The 11,970-nt window shown below is 41.5% G+C and carries 12 protein-coding genes; all 12 read left to right on the top strand.

The window, feature by feature from the left end:
• The first annotated feature begins 12 nt into the window (after positions 1 to 12).
• On the top strand, positions 13 to 1,026 hold the full coding sequence (gene galE, locus J2125_RS03360; RefSeq protein WP_017800232.1) for a UDP-glucose 4-epimerase GalE: 1,014 nt from the start codon (positions 13 to 15) through the stop codon (positions 1,024 to 1,026).
• 616 nt (positions 1,027 to 1,642) lie between these two features.
• Complete coding sequence (gene rfbB, locus J2125_RS03355) at positions 1,643 to 2,728, top strand: dTDP-glucose 4,6-dehydratase (RefSeq protein WP_026111592.1); 1,086 nt, start codon at positions 1,643 to 1,645, stop codon at positions 2,726 to 2,728.
• Positions 2,728 to 3,618 carry a dTDP-4-dehydrorhamnose reductase gene (gene rfbD, locus J2125_RS03350; protein WP_017800230.1) on the top strand — a complete coding sequence of 297 codons (891 nt, stop codon included), beginning with the start codon at positions 2,728 to 2,730 and terminating at the stop codon, positions 3,616 to 3,618. The genes rfbB and rfbD overlap by 1 nt, the downstream gene beginning before the upstream one ends.
• Positions 3,619 to 3,674: 56 nt before the next feature.
• Entirely contained in the window at positions 3,675 to 4,550 is an 876-nt protein-coding gene (gene rfbA, locus J2125_RS03345; protein ID WP_017800229.1) for a glucose-1-phosphate thymidylyltransferase RfbA, read from the top strand.
• Between the two features lie 5 nt (positions 4,551 to 4,555).
• Positions 4,556 to 5,101 (top strand): dTDP-4-dehydrorhamnose 3,5-epimerase, encoded by a 546-nt coding sequence (rfbC, locus tag J2125_RS03340; protein ID WP_017800228.1) that lies wholly within the window; start codon positions 4,556 to 4,558, stop codon positions 5,099 to 5,101.
• 7 nt (positions 5,102 to 5,108) lie between these two features.
• Positions 5,109 to 5,501, top strand: a complete 393-nt coding sequence (locus J2125_RS03335; RefSeq protein WP_017800227.1) for a sugar 3,4-ketoisomerase — start codon at positions 5,109 to 5,111, stop codon at positions 5,499 to 5,501.
• A gap of 58 nt (positions 5,502 to 5,559) precedes the next feature.
• Complete coding sequence (locus tag J2125_RS03330) at positions 5,560 to 6,663, top strand: DegT/DnrJ/EryC1/StrS family aminotransferase (protein ID WP_017800226.1); 1,104 nt, start codon at positions 5,560 to 5,562, stop codon at positions 6,661 to 6,663.
• The gene (locus J2125_RS03325) at positions 6,660 to 7,931 is read left to right on the top strand and encodes an O-antigen translocase (RefSeq protein WP_017800225.1); all 1,272 of its coding nucleotides are present in this window, start codon (positions 6,660 to 6,662) and stop codon (positions 7,929 to 7,931) included. Before J2125_RS03330 ends, J2125_RS03325 begins: the two co-directional genes overlap by 4 nt.
• On the top strand, positions 7,924 to 8,820 hold the full coding sequence (locus J2125_RS03320; protein WP_071590498.1) for a glycosyltransferase family 2 protein: 897 nt from the start codon (positions 7,924 to 7,926) through the stop codon (positions 8,818 to 8,820). The genes J2125_RS03325 and J2125_RS03320 overlap by 8 nt, the downstream gene beginning before the upstream one ends.
• Positions 8,821 to 8,927: 107 nt before the next feature.
• A complete protein-coding gene (locus J2125_RS03315; protein WP_157819435.1) occupies positions 8,928 to 10,145 on the top strand; it encodes an O-antigen polymerase in 1,218 nt (405 codons plus the stop codon).
• On the top strand, positions 10,138 to 11,022 hold the full coding sequence (locus J2125_RS03310; RefSeq protein ID WP_017800222.1) for a glycosyltransferase family 2 protein: 885 nt from the start codon (positions 10,138 to 10,140) through the stop codon (positions 11,020 to 11,022). Before J2125_RS03315 ends, J2125_RS03310 begins: the two co-directional genes overlap by 8 nt.
• Positions 11,009 to 11,842, top strand: coding sequence for a glycosyltransferase (locus J2125_RS03305; RefSeq protein ID WP_017800221.1), 834 nt, complete (start codon positions 11,009 to 11,011; stop codon positions 11,840 to 11,842). Before J2125_RS03310 ends, J2125_RS03305 begins: the two co-directional genes overlap by 14 nt.
• Positions 11,843 to 11,970 lie beyond the last annotated feature (128 nt).

Raw genomic sequence — 11,970 nt, 5'->3', positions numbered from 1 at the left:
AAAGGAGTTCAGATGGCTATTTTGGTAACGGGGGGAGCGGGTTATATCGGTTCCCATACCGTACTGGCGCTGTTGCAGCGCGGTGACGATGTTGTGGTTCTGGATAATCTGAGCAATGCCTCAAGTGAGTCGCTGAACCGGGTGGAAAAACTGGCGGGTAAAAAAGCCGTTTTCTGCGAAGGCGATATTCTTGACCGTGCCTGTTTACGCGATATCTTTGCCAGTCACAGCATTAGCGCAGTGATTCACTTTGCAGGCCTGAAGGCCGTTGGCGAGTCAACGCGCAAGCCGCTTGAGTACTATGAGAATAATGTTTCCGGCACCGTGGTGTTGCTGGAAGAGATGCGTAATGCCGGCATTTTCCAGTTTATCTTTAGCTCAAGTGCTACCGTGTATGGCGCCAACTCACCGGTGCCTTATGTCGAGACGACGCCGATTGGTGGCACAACCAGTCCTTATGGCACTTCCAAGCTGATGGTTGAACAGATTCTGCAGGACTATGCCAAAGCAGACAGCAACTTCAGGACTATCGCGCTACGCTACTTTAATCCGGTTGGCGCGCATGAGTCCGGCGAGATTGGTGAAGATCCGAACGGTATTCCCAATAACCTGCTGCCTTACATTGCGCAAGTCGCGATTGGTCGTCTGGAAAAACTGGGTATTTTTGGTGATGATTATGACACCAAAGATGGCACTGGCGTGCGTGACTACATCCATGTGGTTGACCTGGCGGAAGGGCATCTTAAGGCGCTGGATCATCTGGCGGCTGTCGAAGGTTACAAAGCTTATAATCTTGGCGCCGGAACCGGTTTCTCGGTGCTGGAGATGGTGAAAGCCTTCGAGAAAGCTTCTGGCCGTGCCGTGCCGTATCAGGTGTCGCCACGTCGTGACGGCGATCTGGCCGCATTCTGGGCAGATGCCACGCTGGCTGACAAAGAGCTGGACTGGCGTGTTACCCGTGGTATCGATGCGATGATGCGTGATACCTGGAACTGGCAGTCGAAGAATCCGCAAGGCTACAAATAATCTTTTAAATTAAGCTCTCCTTTGCAGTGCGAAAGGGGAGCTTTTTTTTTGCTTCTTAAGCCGCCAAAACCCGCTGTTTTTTGCCTGTCAGCTCACAGTAAAAACCTCTGGATCGTGTGTGAATTAGCCAGTTGGCTGATGAATTGGAGATTCTTCTTGGGGTTGCCGCAAAACTTGCCTAATCTAAGCTTGTCTGTAACGCAGGTTAGTACGAGAATTACGGTTTAGCGCAGCGCAACGATGGCTGCCATTCAGGGTGGATTTCAGGTAAATCCCCTGATAACTGACGTACTTTGCTGCCTGATTTGCATCGCTGGAGAGATTTCAGCAACTGGTTGCTGGGAGCCAGGGGCGGTAGCGTGGTTATAGCTTAAGAAATTGCTGATGGTACATCCATATAACAGATTTCTGACTTTTCCCCGACACCTGGATCTGATTTTCTCTGATGAAAATTCGCGGACAAGGCTGGCTTCACTGATAAGTTCAATAACCGTAAACGCCCTCAGGAATTCATCCCATTAATAATGCGGCCCGCTATAAAAATGCAAACAACATACGAAAAGCGACTCGCCTTTAAATAAATGTTGTTGTTTCGACAAGCATAGGATTGATTAACGTGAAAATATTGGTAACTGGTGGCGCTGGATTTATTGGTTCGGCAGTAATACGTCATATTATTCAGGATACTCTGGACGCAGTCGTTAATGTAGATAAACTTACTTACGCAGGCAACCTGGAGTCACTGGCGGATGTAGCCATTTCTGAACGCTACGCTTTTGAGCAAGTCGATATTTGCGACCATGCGGCGCTGTCCGAGGTGTTCAATCGTCACCAGCCTGATGCTGTAATGCATCTGGCGGCAGAAAGTCATGTTGATCGCTCTATCTCCGGGCCGGCAGCGTTTATTGAAACTAATGTGGTCGGCACTTACACGCTGCTGGAAGTCGCGCGCGCATACTGGAATGGAATGGATGCTGCTCGTAAAGCGGTTTTTCGCTTTCACCACATATCAACTGATGAGGTTTACGGCGATTTGCCGCATCCGGATGAATGGCAGTCGACAGAAGAGCTGCCATTATTTACTGAAGAAACCCCGTATGCACCAAGTAGCCCTTACTCCTCCTCGAAAGCGTCCAGCGATCATCTGGTTCGTGCCTGGCTGCGGACTTACGGCTTACCAACGCTGGTGACCAACTGCTCAAATAATTATGGTCCTTATCACTTTCCTGAAAAACTGATCCCGCTGGTGATCCTGAATGCACTTGAGGGTAAACCACTGCCGGTGTATGGCAAAGGAGATCAGATTCGTGACTGGTTGTATGTCGAAGACCACGCCCGCGCGCTGTATCGCGTATTGAGCAAGGGCAACATTGGTGAAACTTACAATATCGGTGGCCACAACGAGAAGAAAAATCTTGAAGTGGTAGAGACGATTTGTGATTTGCTTGATGAGCTGGTACCTAAAAATAGTGCCTATCGTCAGCAAATCACTTATGTCACTGACCGGCCAGGCCATGACCGACGTTACGCCATCGACGCCAGCAAAATTTCCCGTGAACTCAACTGGCAACCTCAGGAAACCTTTGAGAGTGGCATCCGCAAAACTGTGCAGTGGTATCTGGATAACACTGTATGGGTTGAAAATGTGAAGAGCGGGAATTATGAATCATGGATCGAACAAAACTATCAGGGGCGCCAGTAATGATCATCCTGTTACTGGGTAAGAATGGTCAGGTGGGCTGGGAGCTCCAGCGCTCCCTTGCTCCGCTGGGAAAACTGATTGCGCTCGACTCAAAATCAACCCAGTGGTGTGGTGATCTCAGTCAACCTGAGCAGTTAGCTGCCACGATCCGTACCTTGCGCCCGGATATCATTGTTAATGCTGCGGCCTATACAGCGGTGGATAAAGCTGAGACGGATGCATTGCAGGCAAAACTGATCAATACGGATGCTGTTGAGGTGATTGCTGCTGAAGCTAAATCTATCGGCGCGCTTCTTGTTCATTATTCAACAGACTATGTCTACCCAGGCGACGGCAATACGCCATGGGGTGAAGAGGATCAAACGGCCCCTGCTAATATCTACGGGCAGACCAAACGAGCAGGAGAGCAGGCAATTGAACAGGCGGCTGGCAACTATCTTATTTTCCGCACCAGTTGGGTGTATGCCGCGAAAGGCAACAATTTCGCTAAAACCATGCTGCGACTCGCGCAAGAGAAAGAGAAGTTATCGATCATAAATGACCAGATCGGTGCGCCGACCGGTGCGGAGTTAATTGCAGATGCTACTGCTCATGCTATCCGTCATGCGCTCAGACATCCTGAGGTAAGGGGTATTTATCACCTTGCCGCGAAGGGCAGCACAAGCTGGTATGAATATGCGAAGCTGGTTTTCGATATTGCCCGTGAGCATAATATTGCGTTGGCCGTGCAGGACGTGAGTGCTATTCCAACCAGTGCTTATCCAACGCCTGCGAGCCGCCCTCTGAATTCGAGACTGGCGCTAAACAAAATCGAGCAGACATTTGGCTTAACAATGCCTGAATGGCAAATCGGCGTACGACGCGTTTTGGACGAACTCCTCGCTGTCTGATAACTCTTTTAATCGCTCATGTTTGTTTCTGAGCTAAACCTTTTGAGAATAATTATATGAACCGTAAAGGTATTATTCTGGCTGGTGGATCCGGCACTCGCCTCTATCCTGTTACTATGGCAATAAGCAAACAGTTGTTGCCAATTTATGACAAGCCAATGATTTATTATCCGCTGAGTACTCTGATGCTGGCGGGTATTCGCGATATTCTGATTATCAGTACTCCGCAGGACACGCCACGTTTTGAGCATTTGCTGGGGGATGGCAGTCAGTGGGGGCTAAACCTGAAATATAAAGTACAGGAAAACCCTGATGGATTGGCCCAGGCGTTTATTATTGGTGAAGAGTTTATTGGTGAAGATAGCTGTGCGCTGGTATTAGGCGATAATATTTTCTATGGTCACGATCTGCCTAAAGAGCTGGAAGCTGCCGTAGCCCAGGAATCCGGTGCAACAGTGTTCGCCTACCACGTGAACGATCCTGAGCGTTATGGTGTGGTGGAATTTGACGACAACGGTAAAGCGATCTCTCTGGAAGAAAAGCCGGAAGAGCCGAAAAGTAATTATGCCGTTACCGGACTCTATTTCTATGATAACAGCGTGGTGGAAAAGGCCAAAAGTCTGAAGCCTTCCGTGCGCGGGGAGCTGGAAATAACTGATATTAACAATCTTTATATGCAAAAAGGCACGCTGTCAGTCGCCACTATGGGACGAGGATTTGCATGGCTGGATACCGGTACGCATCAGAGCATGATTGAGGCGAGTAATTTCATTCAAACGATTGAAGCGCGCCAGGGTTTAAAAGTTTCATGTCCGGAAGAAATTGCTTACCGTAAAGGTTTTATTGATGCTGCACAGGTGCGAAAACTTGCTGAGCCACTGGCAAAAAATAATTATGGCACGTATTTGCTCAAAATGATCAAAGGACTCTGATTTCTATGAATGTTATTAAAACAGAAATTCCAGATGTGCTGATTTTCGAACCTAAGGTGTTCGGGGATGATCGTGGTTTCTTCTTTGAAAGCTTTAATCAAAAAACTTTCGAGCAAGCAGTGGGCAGAAATGTAGAATTTGTTCAGGACAATCACTCCAAATCCTCTAAGGGGGTGCTGCGTGGTCTCCACTATCAGCTCGCTCCTCATGCTCAGGGGAAACTAGTTCGTTGCATTGCTGGTAAAATTTTTGATGTTGCTGTGGATATTCGTCCGGAATCTGCAAGTTTTGGTCAGTGGGTTGGCGCTAATCTTTCGGCTGATAATAAAAAACAGATGTGGATTCCTGAGGGATTTGCTCATGGGTTTATTGCGCTGACGGATGGTGTGGAAATTTTATATAAAACCAATAATTACTATAATAAGAACTCAGAAAGATCTATTAAATGGAATGATAAACAACTCAATATACTCTGGCCAATTTCTGCTTCCTGCATTTCAGAAAAGGATGAACTGGCACCTTCACTCAAAGATATCACTGAGTATAAGTGAGGTTAAAATGGATGTTAAATTAATACCGCTGCAAATGCATGGCGACGAAAGAGGATCTTTAATTGCTTTAGAGCAAGAAAAAAATATTCCTTTTGTAATTAAACGCGTTTACTACATGTTTAAGACAAAGAACGATGTACGTCGTGGATTTCACGCACATAAAATTTTAAAACAAGTGGCAATAGCTGTACGTGGATCTTGTCGCTTTGTGCTTGACGACGGTAATGAAAGAATTGAAATTTTATTAGATAATCCTGCGCAAGGGTTATTAATTGATTCATGCATCTGGCGTGAGATGTATGATTTTTCGGAGGATTGTGTTCTGATGGTGCTGGCTGACTGTCTATACGATGAGTCCGATTATATCCGTGATTATGATGAGTTTTTATCTTCACGTTAGTAATAGTTATTATTGACATTTTTTTAACGACTCTCGCAAACTCATTAGTGGCTGAAAAATGATTAACTTCCTGGATTTAAAAGCAATAAACGCACGTTATTCAACTGAGCTGAAGGAAGCTTGTTCTCGGGTTATTGAGTCGGGGTGGTATATCCTCGGTGAAGAGTTGAAAAACTTCGAGAAAAATTTTGCTACTTATGTTAAGACAAAATATGCTATTGGCGTAGCCAATGGGCTTGATGCTCTTATCCTTACTCTGTGCGCGTGGAAAGAGTTAGGTTACATTAAAACAGGCGATGAGGTTATTGTTCAGGCAAACACCTATATTGCTTCGATAATAGCCATAACTCAAAATGGTTTAGTTCCTGTATTCGTTGAACCTGACGAAGTCAGCTTTAATTTGAATGCAAAAAACATCAAAGATGCTATCACCGAAAAGACACGTGTTATACTTCCTGTGCATTTGTATGGCCAAATTTCACCTATGAGGGAAATAATGCAAATTGCTCAGCAGCATAATCTTTTAGTATTGGAAGATTGCGCTCAATCGCATGGTGCATTGATCGATGGAAAACCAGCAGGATCGTGGGGAAATGCTGCCGGATTTAGTTTCTATCCGGGTAAAAATCTTGGAGCCTTGGGTGATGCTGGTGCAATAACGACAAATGATGACACTTTGGCGTCAACGCTAGTTGCTTTGAGAAATTATGGATCACATAAAAAATACGAAAATATCTATGTTGGGTTAAACAGTCGTATGGATGAAATTCAGGCCGCGATGCTCAACGTAAAACTAAAATATCTCGACTTTGATACTACTGTCAGACAAAAGATTGCTGAGAAATATAATACAGGCATAAAAAACCAACATATCAAACTGCCATATGTCAGGGATAAAAAAGAGCATGTATGGCATTTATATGTCATCCAGAGTCAAGATAGAGAGAGCCTGAAAAAATATTTGGATGAAAATGACGTGCAGACATTGATCCACTACCCAATTCCACCGCATAAACAGATAGCCTATAAAAAGTATAATAATCTTATTTTACCTGTCACTGAATCAATACATTCATCTGTCTTGTCGCTGCCATTAGATCCTACTATGGATGATAATGATATTGATAAAGTTATTGAAATTATAAATGCATATACTATATGAATTTAATAAAAACAAGTTTTTATAGTGGTATTGCAGTTATTATCCGGATGGCAACACTTCTGGGGTTAAATAAAATCCTGGCCATAACTGTTGGTCCATCTGGTTACGCCTTGATGGGGCAGTTTCAAAACGCAGTGACAATTGTTACTGCGTTTTCTTCCGGAGCTGTCAATAATGGTATCGTCAAATATACTTCTGAATACGCCGATGATGAGAAGAAACTAAATGCGTTGTGGGCAACTTCATTCTCGATTTGTTTAATCAGCTCACTAGTGTTTGCGTTGTTTTTAGCATTGTTTAGTAATAGTCTGGCTAACTTTTTTTTAAATAATGAAAAATATCAATACGTATTTATTATTTTTTCAGCGACATTAGTTTTTTTTGTAGGAAATGCCTTTATGCTTGCAGTGTTAAATGGCTTAAGGGAAATAAAAAGCTTTGTACTGGCGAATATTTTAGGAAGTTTATTATCATTATTAATCACTACGCTTTTGGCAACGAAGCTGGGATTGACCGGCGCTCTTATTGCATTGGCAGTTAACCAATCATTTGCTTTTATTGCTACATTTATAATATGCATCAGGAAAAAGATATTTAAAATAAGCAACTTTATTGAGGGTATAGATAAAGCTATCGCCACAAATTTGTTTAAGTTTGCTCTGATGGCCATCGTTTCAAGCATATTATCACCATTGGTGCTTATTGGCATCAGGTATGTATTAACAAACAGTATAAATATTGAAGCTGCCGGATATTGGGAATCATTAAACAGGCTAAGTGGCGCATATCTTACTTTTTTCACCACTACATTGAGTGTGTATCTATTACCTCGTTTATCATCTCTTTTGAATGCCAGTGAAATCAAACATGAAATTGTATTTTTTTACAAGATACTGATCCCCGTATTGGTTTTAATTTCGATGTTTATCTATTTCTTTCGAAGCCACATCATAACATTGTTATTTAGCGAAGATTTTATTCCTGTTACTAAAGTCATGGGATGGCAAGTCTTAGGGGATTTTTTCAAAATGTTGAGTTGGGTATTATCATATATAATGCTCAGTAAAGCGATGGTTAAATTATTTATCGTAACGGAAATTGTCTTCCAATTTATTTACTTCTCACTGACCTATATACTTGTCGGCAAACTTGGACTTGAGAGTGCGACTATTTCCTATCTTATTACTTATTTCCTGTACTTTATAACTTTATATATCTTGGTTTTCAAAAACCTTGATAAGCTTCTGCATGGAAAAGTAAATGCATAATTTAAGCGAAGTTGGCTTCCCACCGATCAATATAATTGTACCAACTTATAACCATTGCAAATATATTAACAATTGTATAATGAGTTTGTCACGTTCATATTCTGGAATTATCAACGTCATTGCTTGTGATGATTGTTCTACAGACAACTCCTTAGAAGCCTTGAAATCATCACTTGAACTGGCAAGTGAACTCAATCCACTATTGTCGTATCAGATATTAATCAATGAATGCAATAAAGGTGTGTCAGCATCACTTAATCACTGCCTGTCTTATTGTGCTTATGATTATGTGTATATTATTGCCAGTGATGACTCTGTTAATGAAAAAGCGCTGGATACTGCTTTATTATTTTTGATAAAATCCGGTGCTGATGCAGTGATCAATGATTGCAAGGTTATCGATGGTAACAACAACACTCTGTTTGAGAGCTGTTTTTTCCAATTCAGAAAATCTAATAAAAAACAGCTATTAACTACTCAATTAGCAAATGAATTGGTTTTCAACTGGAATGTGCCGGGTCCAGCATTAATTATTAAACGAGAAGCCTATGCGAAGACTGGAGAATATGATGAAACGCTTCGTGCTGAAGATAGAGATTTTTATCTAAGACTCGTATCTCAATGCAATGTGGTTTTCAATCAGGAAAAATTAGCAAACTATCGTGTGCATTTACAGAATGCTTCTCGCAGTAAACTATATCTTGAAAATGCTGAAAAAGAATTTGCTAATGTGAATTACAGACACGCTATGGCCTTCTCTGGATTAGCCAGATGGTATCTCCTGACTTACAGGATCGATATGGTTGGCTTTCTTAATCCGTTACCAAAACTTTTACGTAAAACCTTCAAGGTTATTTATGATTTTAAAATAAAAGTAATCAAAAAATGACAAAATTATCATTTCTCGAACTGTACTCTCAGAATTTGCTTTTGTCTCTGATCATAACTTTTTTAAGTGTTTTTTGTACGTATCTGATACTCCGTAAACACATATATATGCTGTATGATCCAATCGTTTTTATTGTGCTGATGGCTGGTTCCGGTTATTCAGTGGTATTTATACTATATCTGAATGGTCTAATTAAAGGTTATTATTTTTATTCATTTCTTGCTACCCAATCAGCCTTTTTTATTGGTTTTCTCTGCAATCGACGACCATCCTTTAAAAAGATCAATTTGAGTGGGCAGGGGCGGCGACCGTATTACGGTGGCACGATAAAGATCCTGTACCCCGCAAGCATCTTTCTGTTTATGTCTTCACAACTATTTATCTATTATCAGAGTGGTATTCCTCTTTTCTTTGCATCTCGTCTGGCGATTTTTTCTGGCGGGGACGGATACGGTATATTTAACAGGATTATTTTCGTTACTCAGATTGCAAGTTGCGCAATTGCTTTCTATCGCCTCTTCTTTGTTGAGAGAAAAGGCTTTTCTGTCATAGTTGACTATTTTGTCATTGTTTTTTGTCTGGTCGCTGCAATACTTAGTGGCGCAAAAGCCTCAATATTACTGATGGTGTTCAGTATGTTTTATGTATTGCTTTTTGTGAACAAGTTCGATGTCGAAAGGACGATTTACAAGAAAATAAAAAGATTTTTCCTGATCTTTCTTTCTCTTGGTGTTATGGCAGCGTTAATAACTATTTCTTATCAAACAAATAGTGATAATTTTAGCTACCTGTTTTCAGTATTAGCGATGCGTTTCGTAAATACCGGTGATATATATTTTATGTCCTACATCAATGGGACCTTAGAACAGCTGATGCCTGCTAATTTCTTTTTGGCCTTGTTTAAAGACTTCTTTGGCGCGTTCAGATTAGTGGATTGGGCTAATCTACCCACTAACCTTGGCTTGCAAATATTCTGGTCAGTGTACGACAGCAATCAAATCCAAGGGCCTAACCCACGGCATAATGTTTTTGGTCTGTTTTACCTTGGTCCTTACCTTTCAATTTTTTATTCTTTTATTGTTGGGTTCTCTGTGAGTTATATCAGGAACAAAATGCTGATGAAACTGTCCGCATCACCTGCTAGTATGATTTTTTATGTATTGATAGCGGCGAATACTCTATATATCGAGCAAGATACCACATTCGCTCTGGGTCAATATCTCTCAATTTGTATTGTTTTTATACCCCTATGGGTTTTGTCAAGATTGACTATGCAAATGTTCCAAATGGATAAGGGACACGCTCAGGATGTAAAAAATGACTAAAGTTGTGACTGTGTTAGTGACCTTTAACCCGGATTTGACCTTATTAAATCAAAGTGTTGACAATCTGTTATTACAAACTGATAAGGTTATTATTTGCGATAACTCTGATGGTTCATTGAATGCTGATTATTTGCCAAAAGATGAACGTATTATTATCATTTCGCATGGGAAGAATATTGGTATTGCTGCTGCTCAAAGTGTAGGGATGGAGATCGCTTTTGTTAAAGAGAATGCTGATTTCGTTCTGCAGATGGATCAGGATAGTTTAGCAAAGCCGGATATGGTCGAGCAATTGCTGTCGGCTTATAACGAACTCACTGCACACAATGTAAAAGTCGGCCTGGTAGGAGCACAGGATTTCGATCGATATACTAACGAAGTTAATAAAGCCAGAGTAAAAAAAGGCAAACCCGTCGTTCAGAATCATTACATGCAGGTGAGTTGTACGCTTAGTTCAGGCAGCTTGATAGTTAAAGATGCCTGGATGGCCGTGGGAGGAATGGCAGATGAACTTTTCATAGATGCTGTTGACCATGAGTATTGTTGGCGTCTACAACGTGCCGGATTTCAAGTTGTGCGTAACACGAGAGCGCTGCTGGGCCATCGTTTAGGTGATGGCAAATTTAAGATTCTTAATATTCTGAACGTAGGGATGCCATCCCCATTCAGACATTATTATGCAGTACGCAATGCTTTAATATTAATGCGCAGAAACTATGTTCCTGTTTACTGGAAATTAAGTAGTCTGGCAAAAATATTATTTAAGTGGGTTGTCTATCCAGTTTTTTTACCCGATGGAAAAAAAAGGTTGATTTTTATTACTCAAGGCATCTGGGATGGGTTAAGGAATCGCACCGGTGAATATGGAAAACGTTGAAGCTTCTTCGCATAAATTTTCTGTCCTCATTAGTGTTTATAAAGATGACCATGCGGATTTCTTATCTGAAGCATTGGAAAGTATATCTTTCGTACAGACATTGAAACCTGATGAAATTATCATCGTGGCCGATGGCCCCTTACCTCAGGATACTATTTCTGTTATACAAAGCTTTATCGAAAAATTTGACAGAACGACCACTTTTATTGAGTTAAAAGAAAATGTTGGGCTAGCGAAAGCCCTTAATATTGGTCTTGAAAATTGCAGTTATGATCTTGTTGCAAGAATGGATGCGGATGATTTATCTTTGCCTGATCGTTTTAAGCAGCAGATAAGTTTCTTCAATAATAATGCATCTGTTTCAGTATGTGGTGGCTATATTAACGAAGTCGATGCCCGCAGCCTGGATGTGGTCGCTTGCCGGAAGGTTCCCATTGAGCATGACGATATCTGTTACTTCGCGCGCAGCCGCAGCCCGATGAGTCACCCAAGCGTGATGTTTCGTAAAAAAGCGGTCATCGACAATGGCGGATACCCTCTTTTTCGTAAATCACAGGACTATGCATTATGGAGCCTGTTAATCACTAAAAATATTAAATTTGCTAATATTCCTGTCGTACTAGTCAATATGCGTGCGGGAGATGATCTCCAGAAGCGAAGAGGTTTCAGACATCTTAAATATGAGTTATCTGTGTTGAATTTCCAGCGGAAGATAAAATTTATCAGTTGGAATCAATATATATATAATTTTGCCGGGCGTGTAGTGCTGAGACTTATGCCCGTTTTTATAAGAAAAATTTTATATAAACTGGCCCGTTAATCCGTACATGTGCGAAAGTCATTGTTAACATATTTACTTTTCAGAAAATTGCTTACCAGCTATCGCACCAATTACTACCATCCCCCCCTAAACCTGAGTTAACATGTTCAGAACATTGACCGCAGTCA

The organism is Winslowiella toletana (assembly GCF_017875465.1).
Lineage (GTDB): Bacteria > Pseudomonadota > Gammaproteobacteria > Enterobacterales > Enterobacteriaceae > Erwinia > Erwinia toletana.
The sequence above is the reverse complement of the archived record's forward strand: the minus strand, read 5'-3'. Positions and strand labels throughout refer to the sequence as shown.